This is a genomic window from Bifidobacterium sp. LH_743, from assembly GCF_056355775.1.
The window spans coordinates 77,322-94,068 of sequence record NZ_JBKESZ010000009.1; the positions used below are offsets into that span (position 1 = coordinate 77,322).

A 16,747-nucleotide genomic window follows, 5' to 3' on the forward strand; every position below is an offset into this window, starting at 1 on the left:
CAAAGAATTATGCTACGACATGAATCGTAGCTTGCCAAGAAAATTATCTTTATGCATAGCTTTTCCATTGTTTCTATTGTATTCTCTAGAACTTATCAGTGGGTACTATCATCAATTTACAGTATTTTCCATTGTTTTTATCTGCATAGAACTATGCTCAATCGTTCTTTTTATTCAATTCCCCTATACAGGATCAATAATAATTATTATATTGTGGATTACTGCAATTAGCATAAAGCCAGCGCTACCCTATTCCTTCGTATTCGCGGGACTGTCCGCCACAGTAATTCTCGGATATATCAATATCCCTTCAGCGATCAGCATCCTCTTGCCCGTCACAGGCATCTTATTTTTCCAACCCCATACAGACAAAAGCGCACTCGTCATGTTCAGCACAACATTCTTGGCCTTAGCCATAATCGGGCGCGTTATTCGCCTCCATCAGGATCAAAAACGCGCCATCAACCAACTGGCCATCCATAAATGGAAGGAAGAAATCGCAGAAGAGCTGCACGACATCGTGTGCAACGATCTTACCTACGCAATACATCAAATAGATCTTTTGAAAATCGAAAAAACGAACAGTCAAGGAAACCCTGAAATCGCAGAGAACACGGCACTACTTGACATCAGAGATAGTCTCGTAGAAGCATTGCGTTGCTCAAGGACCGCCATAACCACACTCCGCAAAGACGATGACGGTTGTTCCGCCTCCGAAATCGATATCGTCACAATCAACCTCACCGAACTATTAGAACAAGAACGCATGAAACTTGCTAAGGCAGGTTTCGAAGGCATTATTGCAGCGGACGGTTCCGACAACTTGGCAACAACACCCAGCAGAAGCATTATCATCAAACAGCTCATCAGAGAAATCTTCGGCAATATACTCAAACATGCGGATCCCTCACGCGGCTATGTCATCACCGCGCATGCCAACGCCAACACATTGCATATCAGCGCCAGCGACACACCTCTTTTTAAAAACAGCACCTCAACGCATGCGTCAAAGCCCCCGCAAGTCAATACCATTAACGAGCAATTTGGCAATGGCACAGGCATACGCTCATATCAAACACGACTCGCGACTCTAGGCGGCGAATTATCCATTTCCGCTTCCGACGATCAGTGGACGCTGGAGGCCGCCATACCCTTAATTGACACCAATCACACCGATGGCCGCCATTCAACAGGACGAATGCGAATTCGGTTGGAATGAGTACCACCGTCCAACCAACGACACACTATATACCGCCCAACGATAGCGAAATACCCACAGGACGGTCTTACACATACCGTGATACCGCAATGACTACGATCGCTCACCTAATCACTCAGGCTTAGTTTCAACGTTTTCATTATTGTAGGATTACGGTCTTTTCTATTGCATGATTATGGAGTTTTCTACCATAAGATTGTGGTAATTGCAGCATGTCCATCAACCCCGCTCGCGCCTTATTTTCCCAATGAAGGCAAAAGACTTATCAAAACGTCGAAAATGCACTTTCACGATACGGGCCGCTCTGCTATCTCCTGAAATAACGAATCGGCAACAGCTCCTTGCCAGCCCGCACCTAGGTGCGTGACGAGCTGACCGGACGCGAGTTCGAATGGGGCTGGGACAACTATGTCTCGCTGGCTCCGTGGGCTGACGTGGCGCACGTGCTGACGGTGGTCGAGGACTGATTGAGTTTAGTCAGCTAGGCACTCTGCCTAGCACCCAGCCAGTGCAAAACACATAGATCAAGGCCGGGTTGAAGACATTTTCACGTTTTCAACCCGGCTTTGCGCATTCCGTAGGCGGTTTTTTGATTCCGTAGGTGCTCTTCGGCCAATCCATGCAAACGGAATGGCTGAAATCAAGCCTTTTTGCCGCAGTGATACCAGGGCCAACCACCTACGGAAGCACGAAACCACCTACGGAATCGTTCTTCTGGTGTTCCAAAGCAGTATAGGCAATCAATTGGCTCAAAAAGATGTTGACCAGCGAGCGCGCAACGCTTTGTCACCACAGCGCAGGGCACCATTTATATAGGTATCCGGGCGAATGGTGCCAATGGTGCGCGAAAGCGGGTATTCTAGGTTACGAATTACTGCTGATCGTTCGATCAAGGAGAAAACAATGGCAGAAACCTTCAACGTTGTGGTGGAGATCCCGCGCGGCTCCAAGAACAAGTACGAAGTGGACCACGAGACCGGTCGCGTGTTCCTGGACCGCACCCTGTTCACCGCCATGGGCTACCCGGATGACTACGGCTACATCGACGGCACCCTGGGCGAGGACGGCGATCCGCTCGACGCCCTGGTCATGATCCCGAACTCCGTGTTCCCGGGCTGCGTGGTCGAGTGCCGCGCCGTCGGCCTGTACCACATGGTCGACGAAGCCGGTGGAGACGACAAGGTGCTGTGCGTGCCGGCTGACGTCCGCTTCGACGACATCAAGGACGTCGACGACGTGTCCGAGTACCACAAGGCTGAAATCAAGCACTTCTTCGAGCAGTACAAGGCTCTGGAGCCGGGCAAGGAAGTCCTGCCGGGCGACTACTGGACCGGTGCCGCCAAGGCCGAGGAGGAAATCGTCGCAGCCCGCAAGCGCCTCGCCGAAAGCGAGAAGTGAAGCGGCGAGACGATTGAGGACAGCACAGCGTGCTGTCCGACTCCGAAGGCCGCAGTCGAGCCGGCAGGTGAGACAAGGCAACATTGAGCCGGCCGAAGGTCGTCCGTAGTTGCCGGACCGAGGAGGAAATCGTCGCAGCACGCAAGCGCCTCGCAGAAAGCGAGAAGTGAGCGCCTGTACTGACGCGAACTGACGTGAGAAGAGCCGCCCTTGTTTCAAGGGCGGCTCTTGCGTTATAGTGGTGCCTTGTAATTTACGGCATGCGAACAGTATTCGCTGAATTCAAAGCCCGCTGGACGTCGTATATCACATCCGCGTGCGGCAGTTCTGTGTCGGTACCCCTAGGCGTAGGCGGAACGCAATCCGTCGAGGCCCATCCCGTGGGGAGACCGGCGGGATGAACCTTTTTTCACCAGCTATGCTCATTCAGATTCTGCTCATCGGCGTGTCCGTGTCCATGGACGCGTTCGCCGTCTCCATCGGCAAAGGCCTGACCGTCAAGAAGCTGCGCGGCATCGATGCGTTCAAAACCGCCCTGTGGTTCGGCGGGTTCCAGGCGCTGTTCCCTCTGCTCGGCTATTTCGCGGCCAGCACGTTCAGCAAATATGTGACCGCAGTGGATCATTGGATCATTTTCGGCCTGCTGGCTCTAATCGGCGGCAACATGGTCCGTGAGGCGTTCGAAGAGGATGAAGAGAACGCCAAGGAAACCCCTGAATTCGACTGGCGCCACATGCTGCCGCTCGCCGTGGCCTGCAGCATCGACGCGTTCGCCGTCGGTGTGAGCCTCGCGTTCATGACGCTCAACATCTGGCTGTCGGTGGTCATCATCGGCATCACCACCGGCCTGTTCTCCGCGGCCGGTCTAGTCATCGGCCGCATGTTCGGCTCGCGTTGGCAGAAGCCGGCGCAGATCGCAGGCGGCGTCGTGCTGATTCTCATCGGCCTGAAGGTGCTGCTCGAGCATCTCGGCTTCATCGGCTGATCGCCCCGGCCGCAGCAAACGCAAAAGCCCGTAATCGCAATCGATTACGGGCTTTTCTTGTCATAGGGCCGTTATCGGCCGTCCATCGAAGCTTCCGTCAGAACGTCACGGCGGCAAATGCGGCGATGCCCACCGCCGCACCGGTCAGCATGACCGGCAGCAGTGCGATGCCGATCCACGGGGAGCGTGCATCGGGCTCCGGGTCGGCGTCGCGATGCCAGAAGTACGAGCACACGCCGAGCACCACGGCCACCAGCACCACGACAACCGCAGCGATGGCCCACGTCATGGTGGTCGGACCAACGAAAGCGCCATCGGCTCCGGCCGCCACGGATACCGCGATGGCCTTGTCACGCGTGGTCGGCAGCAGCGTCGGCAGGAAGCACCAACCGGCGCTGGCGATCATGGCGGCGCCCTCGACCACGCCGTGCGACAGCGAGCGGATCAGGTGCGTGCGGTTCTCGCGTGCCATCTGGCGGCCAAACGACACGATGACCAGCACGATCAGCAGTCCGCCGACGCCGGCGATCCAGCCTTCCTCCATGGAGAAGTTCCTGGAGCCATCCACACCGGCGGGGAAAATCGTGCGTCCCAGCATCATCGTCGTGGCGCACACCACCGACAGCAGGCCGGCCACAACGGCGATCACATGTCCGGCAGCGCCGTCACGGAACGGGCTGAACACCACCAGCAACGCGATCATCGCCAGCGAGCCGATGACGGAGAACGACACCACGGCCGGCTTGGCCGGATTACCGTATGTGATGCCGGGAATCAACGCGAGCACGACCAACACCACGTACGCGACGATCTGAATCGCCAGAACCTTTCCGAAGGCGACCTTCGACGCAGGTTTCCGGGCAACGTCCTTCACAGCGGCCATCCTCGACCCCCTTTTCATATTATGGTCAATACGTATGCAATATGAATAAATGTAGCCGTATGTGTCCACATACTTCGGCTACAATCGACGAAACGCCGATAACACATTTCGCGTGTACAATCGCGGCAACAGTATAAGACAAAGGGAGCTGACGTGACGGATCTTACGCTTATGACGTTCGCTAGCGACCCGGCTACCGTCCTGCCTTCGTTGGCGTTGCTCTCCCACCGCGTGCGCGTGCTGCCGATGGATGCGGCCAGCCTGGTGAAGATGCCCGAGAACACCATTCTGTTTCTTGACGCCCGCGACGATCTGGCCACCGCGAAAACGCTGTGCCGGCTGATTCACGCCTCCGGCCTGTCCACGCCGATCGTGCTCATCCTCACCGAAGGCGGCTTCACCGTGGTCAATTCGCAGTGGGGCATCGCCGACGTGGTGGTCGCCACGGCATCTCCGGCCGAGGTGGAGGGGCGTCTGCGTCTGGTCTCCGAACGCGGCAACGCGCCGGTCAATACGGCCTCGGGGCATGGCGATCAGGGTGTTCAGGACGAGGATGGTCTGATCCGCTCCGGCGATCTGGTGGTGGACACCAATGGCTATACGGCCAGCCTGCATGGTCATCCGATCGATTTGGCGTACAAGGAATTCGAATTGCTCAAATATCTCGTGCAGCATCCCGGCCGCGTGTTCACACGCGCGCAGCTGTTGCAGGAGGTGTGGGGCTACGACTATTACGGCGGCACCCGCACCGTCGACGTGCACATCCGTCGTCTGCGCGCCAAACTGGGCGGCGAATACGAGCATCTCATCGGCACCGTGCGCAACGTCGGCTATCGTTTCGACCCTCCGGAGGAGAACGAGCATGAGACCGCGGCCAAGGACGCGGCACGCGACGAGGATGGCGAGACCGGCGAGAACTAGGTTTTCCTGCGATTACGCCATCGGTTCCGCTGATTCGCGCCGGCTCATGTCGGTTTTCGCGGATTTCGACGGTTCCGCTGGCTTCCGCATACGAAGGGTGGGCTGAAGGCATGCCTCGGGAATCGAAGAAGGCCCGGATCGCGCGCATGCACGGCGAATACGAACTGCTGTGCGAGGAGATTCCCCATCCGAAATGCGCGTTGGATTTCCATTCGCCTTTCGAACTGCTGGTGGCCACGGTCCTCAGCGCGCAGACCACCGACAAGCGCGTGAATGCGGTCACGCCGGAGCTGTTCGGCGAATATCCCGGACCGGCCGAGCTGGCGGCCGCGAATCCCGAACATGTCGAGGACATCATCCGCACCATCGGTTTCTTCCGTACGAAAACACGCAATATCATCGGGCTTTCGCATGAATTGTGCGAACGATTCGACGGCAAGGTTCCAGCCGACATGGCTTCGCTGGTCTCCCTGCCGGGCGTGGGGCGCAAAACCGCGAATGTGGTGCTTGGCAACGCGTTCGGCGTGCCCGGATTCCCCGTGGACACGCATGTGATCCGGGTGACGAGGCGTCTGCGGTGGCGTTCCGATTGGGCATCCCCCTCCCCCGATCCAGTGGCCATCGAACGTGAGATCACCGCCTGTTTCCCGCCCGAGGAGTGGACGGATCTGTCCCACCGTCTGATACTGCACGGCCGTGCCATCTGTCACGCGCGAAAACCGGACTGCGCCGATTGCCCGCTCAACGGCACGTGTCCGAGCGCGTTCGCCGCGTAAGTATCCAACATGTCTGCCGTGTTCACCAAGTCTGCCGTGTTCTCCGGGCGAATCGCACGCATCGTCCGCCTTACGCTTGTCCGTTATACGCGTCCGCCGGCCAGAACGGACCGTGTAGCGCACGTCAACTAGACTCGGGTGCATGGATGAAAACGGGCGGAAGCGCAATCTCAAGGACGAAGCCACGCGATGGCTGATATTCCTCGGCGTCGCGGCGGTACTCAGCGTGATGCTGTGGCTGGGACTGTCGCTGGTCGAGCACAAGAACCCTATCGCCTCCTTCGGCACGCTCTCCTCCAATTCGTCCGTGACGGTCGGCATCGAAGGCAAGGCGCCGGAATCGCTTGATATCCGCACCGAACAGGGCACCGCCGTGGAGCAGGCGCTGCTCGGCAACGTGTACGAGACGTTGGTGTCCCGCAGCGACACCAACAAGCTGCAGCCGGGAATCGCCTCCTCCTGGCAGATCTCCGGCGACGGACTGACCTACACATTCGCGCTGCGAGACGGCATGACCTTCTCCAACGGGCACAAGCTCGACTCGTCCGACGTGGTCTGGTCGCTGCAGAACACCATCAACAACCATTACGTGGGCTCCGACCAGCTCGGCGACCTGAAAGAAATCACCAATCCGAACGCGGACACGGTGTCCGTCACGCTGTCCAAGCCGAATCCGCGGCTGCTGCGCGCGCTGGCCGGACGCGCTGGCATCGTGTACGACCAAGAGAACAAAGCGAACTACGCCAAAACCGCGGTCGGATCGGGTCCGTTCACTGTATCCGACGCGTCGAAATCGCAAATCGTGCTGCAGCGCAACAATTCGTATTGGGGAGGTAAAGCCGCCTCATCGCAGGTGACCCTGTATTACTACGGCGACGAGGACGCGATGACGAACGCCATGAAAGCCGGGAAAATCGACATGGCATTGCCGCTCAGCGCATCAGCCGCCGACGGACTCGGCAAGACCGACGGCATCACGGCGGTCAGCGGCATCAGCTTCGACAAAGTGCTGCTGGCGTTCAACAACGACGGGAACAGCCCCTTCTCCGACGAGCAGATCCGCAAAATGACGCGGTACGCCATCGACGCGCAGTCCATCGCCAAAAATAGCCCGGACGCCTATGCCGCGCTGGGCGGGCCAATCAGCCCGCTCGAGGACGGCTATGAGGATCTGAGCGGACTGTACCCCTACAATCTCGGGCAGGGGCAGCAGATGCGCTCCTACTTCGGCGCGAACTACATCGCACCGATCGACATTCTGGTGCCGAAGCAATACAAAACCATCGGCGACACCGTGAAGACCGCAATCGAAAGCCTCAACGTCGGCGCCAATCTGGAGGTGCTCGATTCCGCCGCGGACGTGACGGAACGCATGAACGCGGGCACGTACAACATCGCGCTGACCACCATGAGCGGCGAAGGCGACGCGAGCGTTTTCGCGAACGGCCAATCCGTGTTCCATTTCGAGAACGGCGACGCGCAGCAGGCCTACGCCAACGCCATGGCCGCCACCAACGATGACGATTATCAGGCGCGCATGCGCGATTACGCGCGCATCGTCAGCGAGGACGCCGCCAGCGACTGGCTGTACACGCGCAAGAACTTCATCGCCGTGTCCGACCAGCTGCAGGGATATCCGAAGAATCTGACCGACCGGCTGCTGCCGCTGGACAAGGTGAGGCTGGGCTGAGAGGCAGCGCCGTTTTTGCTGCGGATTTTCCGCGATTTGCGTGCGATTCCGGCATTCGGTTCGATGGAAGCCGGCGCTATGGCAGTTGTCACATTCGCTTTCTAGACTAACGACTATGACTGAAAGCCAAGATAACACCATCAACGCGAACCTCACGCCGCTGCCCGACAGGGTCGGCGTGGACGGTCTCGAAGACAAGTGGCGTGGCGTCTGGGACGAGAGCGGAGTCTACAAGTTCCAGGGCACCCGCGACCGCAAGGCCGTCTATTCCATCGATACCCCGCCGCCCACCGTTTCCGGCCACCTGCATGTGGGCCACGTGTTCTCCTACACGCACACCGATGTGATCGCGCGTTTCAAGCGCATGAACGGCTACGACGTGTTCTATCCGATGGGCTGGGATGACAACGGCCTGCCGACCGAACGCCGTGTGCAGAATTACTACGGCGTGCGCGTGGACACGTCGCTGAAGTACGATCCCGATTTCAAGCCGCCGTTCGAAGGCACCGACGGCAAGAAGATCGACGCCAAGGACCAGGTGCCGATCTCCCGTAAGAACTTCATCGAGCTGTGCGAGAAGCTCACCGCCCAGGACGAGAAGCAGTTCGAGGCCCTGTGGCGTTCCCTGGGCCTGTCCATCGACTGGTCCCAGACCTACCACACCATCGGCGAGCACCCGCAGCGCGTAGCGCAGAAGGCGTTCCTGCGCAACCTGGCCCGTGGCGAGGCCTACCAGAAGGATGCCCCCGGCCTGTGGGACGTGACCTTCCAGACCGCCGTGGCTCAGGCCGAGCTGGAATCCCGTGAATACCCGGGCTTCTACCACAAGGTCGCCTTCCGCTTCGAGGATGGCACCCCGATCTACATCGAGACCACCCGTCCGGAACTGCTGGCCGCCTGCGGCGCGCTGATCGCGCACCCGGACGACGAGCGCTACAAGAAGTACTTCGGCCAGTACGTGTACTCCCCGCTGTTCCACGTCAAGGTCCCGATCCTGGCGCACAAGGCCGCCGAGATGGACAAGGGCGCCGGCATCGCCATGTGCTGTACGTTCGGCGACGTGACCGACGTCGAATGGTGGCGTGACCTGAACCTGCCGCTGCGTTCCATCATCCAGCGCAACGGACGCATCGTCATGGACACCCCGGATTGGATCGAAACCGAGGAAGGCAAGCGCATCTTCCAGGAGACCGCCGGCAAGACCACGTTCTCCGCACGTAAGATCATTGTCGACGAGCTGCGCGCCTCCGGCGATCTGGACGGCGAGCCGACGCCGACCAAGCGTATGACGAACTTCTACGAGAAGGGCGACAAGCCGCTCGAAATCGTCACCTCCCGCCAGTGGTACCTGAAGAACGGCGGCACCGACGAGAAACTCAACGCCGAACTCATCGAACGCGGCAAGGAGCTCAACTTCCACCCCGACTTCATGCGCGTGCGCTACGAGAACTGGGTGCATGGCCTGAACGGCGACTGGCTGATCTCCCGCCAGCGCTTCTTCGGTGTCCCGTTCCCGCTGTGGTACCCGGTGAAGGAAGACGGCACCCCGGATTATGATCACCCGATCACTCCGAGCGAGGATCGTCTGCCGATCGACCCGACCGACGATGTGCCGGAAGGCTACACCGAGGACCAGCGTGACGTGCCGGGCGGCTTCACCGCCGAACCGGACATCATGGATACTTGGGCGACTTCTTCCCTCACCCCGCAGATCGTGACCCGCTGGGAGGAGCCGGGCGAGGAGAACCAGGCGATCTTCAACGCCACGTTCCCGATGGATCTGCGTCCGCAGGGTCAGGACATCATCCGCACCTGGCTGTTCTCCACCATGGATCGCGCGCACTTGGAGAACAAGTGCCTGCCGTGGTCCAACACCACGCTGTCGGGCTGGATCCTCGATCCGGACCACAAGAAGATGTCGAAGTCCAAGGGCAACGTGGTCGTGCCGGACAAGCCGATCAAGCAGTTCGGCGCCGACGCGGTGCGTTACTGGGCCGCCGCCGCCCGTCTGGGCCTGGACGCCACGTACGACGAAGGCCAGATGAAGATCGGCCGTCGTCTTGCCATCAAGCTGCTCAACGCCACCAAGTTCGCCCTGGCCATCGGCCGTGAGGACGGGAACCACCACGTGGGAGCCCCTACGACCGCCACTTGGAATCCGGCCGACGTGACCGAGCCGCTGGACCGCGCCGCAATGGCCAAGATGGCCGACGTGGTGCGCGAAGCCACCGAGAACCTCAACAACTACGAGCATTCCAAGGCTTTGGAGATCATCGAGAACTACTTCTGGCAGTTCTGCGACGATTACATCGAGCTGGTCAAGAACCGCGCCTACGGCACCGCTGATTCGACCGGCAACGTGCCAAGCGAGGCCGCGGTGAAGTCCGCACGCACCACGCTGGGCTTGGGTCTGGACGCGTTCGCGCGTCTGCTGGCTCCGTATCTGCCGTACGCCACCGAAGAGGTGTGGAGCTGGATGCATGCGGGCGAAGGCTCCGTGCACCGTGCTGCATGGCCGAAGGCCGAGACGTATGCGGCCGCCGCCGGTGACGCCTCCGCGGACCTGCTGACGTATGCCGGCGAGGCTCTGGCCGCGCTGCGTGGTATCAAGTCGAAGGCCAAGGTTTCGATGAAGACGCCGATTCTGTCCGTGACGCTGGCCGTCACCGACGAGGTCCGTGCGGCCGTCGAAACCGCGCTGGGCGATATCGCCGAAGCCGGTCGTGTGACCGGTCCGATCGCGTTCGCCGCTCCGGCCGCCGCCGAAGGCGAGGACGAGGCCGCCGACGTGACGGTCGCCGAAAGCGAACTGGGCGAACCACCGGCCAAGAAGCCGAAGAAGTGATCTTGAGATCATAGCGGCTGGCAGTCCTCACGGGGGGGCTGCCAGCTAATGACAAAAGCCTCCTTTGCATCGCTGCATCGCAGCATCGCAAAGGAGGCTTTTGTCGTATGTAGGTCCATCTCCCTAACGAATCAGGAACAGGCCTTTACAACGCAGTCTTTACAGCACCGGAACCGACAGCAGGTACTGCGGGCCGTCGGAGGTCTTGCCGGGAGCGACGGACAGTCCGGCCTGCATCGCATCGTCCAGAATCTCCGCGGCCGCCGCCAAATCGACCGTCTCATCTACCAGATCGCCACTATCCGGCGTGAAGCCGGTCTTCGCCAATCCGTAGCCGGAGATCGGCAGCGAGACGGCAAGCGATGTTGAATTCTTCTGGGAAGCGGCGGAATCGTCCTTCTTCGAGGAGTCCACTCCCCCGACCTTCGCCACGTTCTTCGACGTGGTGTCCGCGGCCGCGCCGAACGACGGTCGCAATCCACCCGCATAGCTCATCACGTCATCCATGCTGATGGCGTTCTTGTCGTTGACCAAGCTGGTCAGCGTGTCCGAAGTGTTCTTGGCCTGCGCCCGCTCCGCCTTGCGCTGGGCCTTGGCACGCACCTTCTCGGCCTTCGCACACAACGACTGGCCGGCCGAAGCGGAACGCATCGAATCCAGCACGGACGAGCCGTCGGCAGTCTCCGTATCGGAGGCTTCATCATCCGAATCCAATTGGTCGGCGAACCTCACGACGATCTGATGGAACGCGCTGGCCTGACCGGTATGCTCGCTGGCGTCCGACAACGTGGTCATCGCGGCGGAAACCTTGTCGTACGCGGATTTGAGCTTCGCGTTGCCTTTCATACCGGCTCGCACATCGGCGATCGCCTGGTTCTCGTATTCGGACGCGTTGCCGGAGGTCGCTCCCAATTCCTTAAGCCGGGCCGTGTATGAGTCGGTGAAATCCATGGAATACGGGATCATCGCTGCGGAAAGCTGCGATTGGCCGGAACTGTAGTCCTTGGAACCGCGCTGCCCTTCCTCGCCGACACGTTTGGTAAGCTCGCTCACCAGTCCGGACGTGCCGCGTTGCTCTATGGTGCGAATCACCTCATCGACCGCATCGGCCGCGCCGACATGGCGGTACGCGGCGCTCACGTCGTTGACGGCGTTGGCCAGTTCCGCCACGGCCTTGGCAACGGGGGTGTCGCCGTTCAGTTCGGAGGCGGTGCCGAGAATGGCGGGAAGCTGCGTCGAACTGCCGATGGAGCCGGACAGGTGCGTGGTGTAGGAGCCGACATACGCGTTGATGTAGCTGTCGAACGCCTGATCGTGTTCTTTGGAGCGTTCCGCGATGGTCTGTTCCGCCAGCGCCTTCTCGTTGTCACGGAGTTTTTCCAGTTGGGCGATGAGCTTGCGATTGCGCTGCGAGCCGACATTGGTCAGCCCGTCCACCAGCGTGGATGCGCGCTTGGTGAGGTCGGATAGCGATTGGTCGGCGTCGCCGTCCACCGCGGCGATGGCCAGCGAGCTCATGGAGAAGCGTTTCGCCGTCACGTAGGTGCTGAAGGTCAGGTCCTCGCCGGGTTTTCCGGCGGTCGCGACCAGCGTCGACGTATTGCCCGCGGAAACGACCACGCCGTCATCTGCGGTCACATCGTCGCCGACTCGACTGGGGATGGTGAATGCGACCACCGGCGTCAGTCCGGCGGTTTTGGCCGTATCCACGGAATGCAGGTCGATTCGTATGCCGACCATGCCGGAAGCGCCGGAAACGTCGGCCGCGCTCACGTCCGGTCCGTCAAGGCTGAAGGTGACGGACACCTTCCATGGCGACGGGACGGCGCCTTTGGGCACGCGTTGCGATTCATGCGATGCGGAGGAGCCGCCTTGCGTCAGGAACAGCCGGCCGGGCCTGTCGATGGACGTGTAGGCGCTCATCACGTCGTTTCGTGCCGCTTCAGCCGCGTATTGGTCGTTTTGATGGGCCGCGGCGGCCACGTCGGTCACATCGACGGCCGCGACCGGAACGGCGGCGATGACGGCGACCGCAACCGCCGCCGCGAATGGACGGCGGTCTGCCTGCGGACGAATCGTGGGTGCGTGACGCATACCGTCCCTCACAATCGCAATCGAAGTAGCATTTCCAAAGCATTCAATGTAATGCCCGGTCTGCCCGTCGGCGACGCGCGCATGCCGGCATCGCCGCGAAACGGGCAAAAAGGAATAAGCAGATAAAACTAAACCCGCTTGAATCAGGCGAACACGTCGAGGACGCCCGGGTCTCCTCCGGCCTCGGCGATGCGCTTGTGGCGGCGCTTGGCCTCGGTCACCACGAATTCACGGTACATTTCGGCGATGTCCGGGTCCAGTCCGGCTTCGACGGCGATACGATGCAGCCGTTCGATCTGGGAGTTCTCACGCTGGTAGTCGGCCGGGGCGAAGCCCGCGCGGGCCTTCAGCACGCCGACCTGGGACGTGTATTTGAACCGTTCGGCCAGCAGCGAGACGATGGCCGTGTCGACATTGTCGATGGATTGACGCAACGCGGCGATTTTGGCCACCGCATCGGCCACTTCGGGATTGTTCCGCGCGGTCCGCGCGTCGATGACGGTTTCGGATTCGGTTTCTTCTTCTGGCCGAGGCCAGTCGTGTTCGCTGTCGCTCATGGTCTCCAGACTACCGCGAAGGCTACCTCTACGGATTTCGTAGGATCATCTTTCGGGTCACATATCCCGTGGATGCATATCGCGCGCATCACTCGAATCGCAGCGCGCGAATCACATCGCGTGGATCACATCGAGAAGTAGCGCTTCAGCACGATGGTGGTTTCGGTGCTGACCGGCACCGTGCGGTGGATGAGGTTCAGCAGCTCCTCAAGTTTTGCGGGCGATTCGGTGCGGACGGTCAGCATGAAGCTGGGCGAACCGGCGACGGAATCGCAGGACATGATGCCGTTGATGTCCTTGAGTTTGTCGGGGATGTCGGCTTCCCGCGAATAATCGGTCGGCGTGACCGCGATGTAGGCGTTCACCGTGAGGCCGCGGCGCTCGTCGTCGATAATCGCCTTGTATCCGCGAATCACGCCACGGCGCTCAAGCTTCTGCACACGCGATTGCACCGCGGATACGGACAGACCGGTCGCTTCGGAAAGATGGGACAGTGTGGCGCGTCCATTGTTCTCGAGAATGTCGAGGATCACACCATCGGTGTCATCGAGCTGACTTGCGATAGAACGTGCATCATCCATGCCATGATCATCATTGGCCATCCATACCCCCTTTTTTCAACAAGTCGCCACACAGCCATAGCGGCCGTCCCCACTGCGGTTCCAAGTTACTGTCCCTCCCACCATACCCACCACCACGCACATAACGGCGCGGAACGACGGGCATTTTACCTTCGGAGAAACACCCACCCATACGCGTTTTGTTAAATTTTGCAAATACCCCCATCAAAATAGAAATTATTTATTTCATCGCTTCGTTTTTTTCGTATTTTTATCTTCTTTTTTGCGATTTCATTGTCCATAAAAATGTCCAGAAAATGGTCATGGGCGTGTGGAACGGGATGGTATGGAAAAGGGGCCATGCGATGATCAAAGTCGCATGACCCCTTGGAATCAAGGAAATCGATTCCGAAAAATCGGATTCCGACGATTCAGGAAACCTCAGTTGCCGTTGGTGACGTTGCCGCTCTGCTGGATGAGCGACGCCATGAAATCGCGATTGGTCGCGGTCTTCTTCAGACGCGGCACGAGCGTCTGGTAGGCCTGCTCCGGCTCGAGGCCGCCCAGAAGGCGACGCAGACGGTAGATGATCGGCAGTTCCTGCGGATCGGTGATGAGCTCCTCGCGGCGGGTGCCGGAGGCGTTCACGTCGATGGCGGGGAACAGACGCTTGTCGGCGAGTTCGCGGCTCAGACGCAGCTCCATGTTGCCGGTGCCCTTGAACTCCTCGAAGATCACCTCGTCCATCTTGGAGCCGGTCTCCACCAGCGCGGAGGAGATGATGGTCAGGGAACCGCCGTTCTCGATGTTGCGGGCCGCGCCGAAGAACTTCTTCGGCGGGTACAGCGCCTGCGCGTCCACACCGCCGGACAGGATGCGTCCGGAGGCTGGGGCCGCGATGTTGTAGGCGCGGGCCAGACGGGTCATGGAATCGAGCAGCACCACCACGTCCTGGCCGAGCTCCACCAGACGCTTCGCGCGTTCGATGGCCAGTTCGGCCACGGTGGTGTGGTCGGAGGCCGGACGGTCGAAGGTGGAGGAGATGACCTCGCCCTGCACCGTGCGCTCCATGTCGGTGACCTCTTCCGGACGTTCGTCCACGAGGACGACCATGAGGTGCACTTCCGGATTGTTGGTCGCGATCGCGTTGGCGATGTTCTGCAGGGTGATGGTCTTGCCGGCCTTCGGCGGGGACACGATCAGGCCGCGCTGGCCCTTGCCGATCGGCGCGACGATGTCGATGAGACGGCCGGTGAGCTTGTTCGGCGTGGTCTCCTGCTTCAGACGTTCCTGCGGATACAGCGGGGTGAGCTTGTTGAACTGCGGGCGATGCTGCGCCTCCTCGACGCTCATGCCGTTGATGGAGTCGATGGACTGCAGCGGCACGAACTTCTGGCGCTGGTTGCGGCGGTCACCCTCTCGTGGAGCGCGGATGGAGCCGTGCACGGCGTCGCCCTTGCGCAGACCGTACTTCTTGATCTGTCCCATGGAGACATACACGTCGTTCGGTCCCGGCAGATAGCCGGACGTGCGCACGAAGGCGTAGGAATCGAGCACGTCGACGATGCCCGCGACCGGCACGAGATCTTCCTTCGATTCGTTGCGGTCATTACGATCGTTGCGGTCATTACGATCGTTGCGGTCGTTGCGATCCGCGGAACGGTCGGCATTGCGGTCCATGCGATCGCCACGGTCATTGCCGCGTTCCATGCGATCGTTGCGATCGCCCCTGTCGCGACGGTCGTCGCGTTCGTCGTAGTCGCGGTCTCGGCCACGCATACGACGGCCACGACGGTCGTTGCGGCCACGGGTGTGGCGCGTGAACTCGCCTTCCTCCGCGTCATCGCGACGGCCGCTCTCCTCGGAGGAGTTCTGCGCGGGCAGCGTGGCGAGGATGTCGTCGAGGTCGCGCACGACGTCCTCATCCTTCGGCTCGTCCGACGTGCGGCGACGGCGACGCGGTTCGAAGTCATCCTTGCGATTGTCGTCGCGGCGGCGACGGCGGTCTTCACGCTTCGGCGACGGTTCGTCCAGGCCAAGCTCGGCGAGCAGGTCGGCACCGGCCTCGGCATCGCGATGACGATGGCGCCTCGGCGTCTCCTCGCGCGATTCCAGCGTATCCACGGCGGCCGCGGCATTCGCGGCATCCTTGGCGATTGCAGCGTTCGCGGATTCCGCAACGTGGACGGATTCCGCAGACTTGGACTTCTTGGCGCGGACGGGACGATTCTGCTTCGCATCGTCGGCGGCGCCGTTCTTATCGTCTTTCTTCGCCGTGTTGACATCAGCGTCTACGGTGGAGACGGGCTTCGGAGCGCGCACGGTGACTCCGGCCGGCGCCTGTCCACCGGAACGGGCGGCCTGGATCGTTGCGATCAATTCGGTCTTGCGCATGGTAGAGATACCGCGAAGTCCCATCTGCTTGGCGAGCTCCTTGAGCTCGGGCAGTTTCATATCATCGAGATTAGGGCTTGTTGCCACTGGTAGTTGCCTTTCCTTGGCTTCCACAGGCATGCGCCCGCGACAGCTGTAAAAAAGAATTACGGAAAAATCCGTTGAACGAAAGTTCACCGCGAAATCTCACGGTTGCGAACTGCCATAACCATACAACGCCGCCCAGACCAACGCAAACCAGGCATCGCACCCACCCCGGACGGTTCGCGCGCCGCGTATCCGGCATGAAAAAACGTGGGCCCGCCAGCGTATCTGAACTGCGCCCCGATTGTTGGACGCTGTTAATTAGGATACAGCCCTAGACCGCGAGGGACATGCCCCGGAACTCCTCCGGGGTGCGTCCCTCGAGTCGTATCTGGCGTCGT

Annotated in this window: 12 protein-coding genes and 1 pseudogene; 8 read left to right on the forward strand and 5 right to left on the reverse strand. The window is 60.3% G+C overall.

The window, feature by feature from the left end; translation table 11 throughout:
- The first annotated feature begins 385 nt into the window (after window positions 1-385).
- The 4 genes and pseudogenes from AC1ATL_RS09440 to AC1ATL_RS09455 all read left to right on the forward strand — a co-directional run bounded on the left by AC1ATL_RS09440 (window position 386) and on the right by AC1ATL_RS09455 (window position 3,602).
- On the forward strand, window positions 386-1,219 hold the full coding sequence (locus tag AC1ATL_RS09440; RefSeq protein WP_244983252.1) for a histidine kinase: 834 nt from the start codon (window positions 386-388) through the stop codon (window positions 1,217-1,219).
- A gap of 359 nt (window positions 1,220-1,578) precedes the next feature.
- Window positions 1,579-1,686, forward strand: a pseudogene (locus AC1ATL_RS09445) (hypothetical protein); the annotation flags it as partial.
- Window positions 1,687-2,122: 436 nt separating this feature from the next.
- The gene (locus tag AC1ATL_RS09450) at window positions 2,123-2,617 is read left to right on the forward strand and encodes an inorganic diphosphatase (protein ID WP_169078198.1); all 495 of its coding nucleotides are present in this window, start codon (window positions 2,123-2,125) and stop codon (window positions 2,615-2,617) included.
- Window positions 2,618-3,035: 418 nt separating this feature from the next.
- Complete coding sequence (locus AC1ATL_RS09455) at window positions 3,036-3,602, forward strand: manganese efflux pump MntP (protein WP_432623871.1); 567 nt, start codon at window positions 3,036-3,038, stop codon at window positions 3,600-3,602.
- Window positions 3,603-3,699: 97 nt separating this feature from the next.
- Here AC1ATL_RS09455 and AC1ATL_RS09460 read toward each other — a convergent pair whose 3' ends face one another.
- Window positions 3,700-4,485 (reverse strand): hypothetical protein, encoded by a 786-nt coding sequence (locus AC1ATL_RS09460; RefSeq protein WP_476570034.1) that lies wholly within the window; start codon window positions 4,483-4,485, stop codon window positions 3,700-3,702.
- A 171-nt stretch (window positions 4,486-4,656) separates the two neighbouring features.
- Between AC1ATL_RS09460 and AC1ATL_RS09465 the strand changes: the two genes are divergently transcribed.
- The 4 genes from AC1ATL_RS09465 to valS all read left to right on the forward strand — a co-directional run bounded on the left by AC1ATL_RS09465 (window position 4,657) and on the right by valS (window position 10,717).
- The gene (locus tag AC1ATL_RS09465; RefSeq protein WP_476570035.1) at window positions 4,657-5,406 is read left to right on the forward strand and encodes a winged helix-turn-helix transcriptional regulator; all 750 of its coding nucleotides are present in this window, start codon (window positions 4,657-4,659) and stop codon (window positions 5,404-5,406) included.
- Window positions 5,407-5,516: 110 nt separating this feature from the next.
- The gene (gene nth / locus AC1ATL_RS09470; protein WP_476570036.1) at window positions 5,517-6,182 is read left to right on the forward strand and encodes an endonuclease III; all 666 of its coding nucleotides are present in this window, start codon (window positions 5,517-5,519) and stop codon (window positions 6,180-6,182) included.
- Window positions 6,183-6,324: 142 nt separating this feature from the next.
- Window positions 6,325-7,872, forward strand: a complete 1,548-nt coding sequence (locus tag AC1ATL_RS09475) for an ABC transporter substrate-binding protein (RefSeq protein WP_432623879.1) — start codon at window positions 6,325-6,327, stop codon at window positions 7,870-7,872.
- 115 nt (window positions 7,873-7,987) lie between these two features.
- Entirely contained in the window at window positions 7,988-10,717 is a 2,730-nt protein-coding gene (valS, locus tag AC1ATL_RS09480; protein ID WP_476570037.1) for a valine--tRNA ligase, read from the forward strand.
- A 159-nt stretch (window positions 10,718-10,876) separates the two neighbouring features.
- Here the strand turns inward: valS and AC1ATL_RS09485 are convergent, their stop codons facing one another.
- The 4 genes from AC1ATL_RS09485 to rho all read right to left on the reverse strand — a co-directional run bounded on the left by AC1ATL_RS09485 (window position 10,877) and on the right by rho (window position 16,409).
- A complete protein-coding gene (locus AC1ATL_RS09485) occupies window positions 10,877-12,811 on the reverse strand; it encodes a hypothetical protein (RefSeq protein WP_432624493.1) in 1,935 nt (644 codons plus the stop codon).
- 143 nt (window positions 12,812-12,954) lie between these two features.
- Window positions 12,955-13,368 carry a chorismate mutase gene (locus tag AC1ATL_RS09490; RefSeq protein ID WP_026646924.1) on the reverse strand — a complete coding sequence of 138 codons (414 nt, stop codon included), beginning with the start codon at window positions 13,366-13,368 and terminating at the stop codon, window positions 12,955-12,957.
- Between the two features lie 125 nt (window positions 13,369-13,493).
- Window positions 13,494-13,970, reverse strand: coding sequence for an Lrp/AsnC family transcriptional regulator (locus tag AC1ATL_RS09495; RefSeq protein WP_476570038.1), 477 nt, complete (start codon window positions 13,968-13,970; stop codon window positions 13,494-13,496).
- Between the two features lie 399 nt (window positions 13,971-14,369).
- Entirely contained in the window at window positions 14,370-16,409 is a 2,040-nt protein-coding gene (gene rho / locus AC1ATL_RS09500) for a transcription termination factor Rho (RefSeq protein ID WP_476570039.1), read from the reverse strand.
- Window positions 16,410-16,747 lie beyond the last annotated feature (338 nt).

What these genes read in the sequence shown, in the direction of transcription:
- AC1ATL_RS09440 (WP_244983252.1), top strand. Translation starts at nt 386, where the DNA reads ATGTTCAGCACAACATTCTTGGCCTTAGCCATAATCGGGCGCGTTATT.
- AC1ATL_RS09450 (WP_169078198.1), top strand. Translation starts at nt 2,123, where the DNA reads ATGGCAGAAACCTTCAACGTTGTGGTGGAGATCCCGCGCGGCTCCAAG.
- AC1ATL_RS09455 (WP_432623871.1), top strand. Translation starts at nt 3,036, where the DNA reads ATGCTCATTCAGATTCTGCTCATCGGCGTGTCCGTGTCCATGGACGCG.
- AC1ATL_RS09460 (WP_476570034.1), bottom strand. Translation starts at nt 4,485, where the DNA reads ATGGCCGCTGTGAAGGACGTTGCCCGGAAACCTGCGTCGAAGGTCGCC.
- AC1ATL_RS09465 (WP_476570035.1), top strand. Translation starts at nt 4,657, where the DNA reads ATGACGTTCGCTAGCGACCCGGCTACCGTCCTGCCTTCGTTGGCGTTG.
- nth (WP_476570036.1), top strand. Translation starts at nt 5,517, where the DNA reads ATGCCTCGGGAATCGAAGAAGGCCCGGATCGCGCGCATGCACGGCGAA.
- AC1ATL_RS09475 (WP_432623879.1), top strand. Translation starts at nt 6,325, where the DNA reads ATGGATGAAAACGGGCGGAAGCGCAATCTCAAGGACGAAGCCACGCGA.
- valS (WP_476570037.1), top strand. Translation starts at nt 7,988, where the DNA reads ATGACTGAAAGCCAAGATAACACCATCAACGCGAACCTCACGCCGCTG.
- AC1ATL_RS09485 (WP_432624493.1), bottom strand. Translation starts at nt 12,811, where the DNA reads ATGCGTCACGCACCCACGATTCGTCCGCAGGCAGACCGCCGTCCATTC.
- AC1ATL_RS09490 (WP_026646924.1), bottom strand. Translation starts at nt 13,368, where the DNA reads ATGAGCGACAGCGAACACGACTGGCCTCGGCCAGAAGAAGAAACCGAA.
- AC1ATL_RS09495 (WP_476570038.1), bottom strand. Translation starts at nt 13,970, where the DNA reads ATGGCCAATGATGATCATGGCATGGATGATGCACGTTCTATCGCAAGT.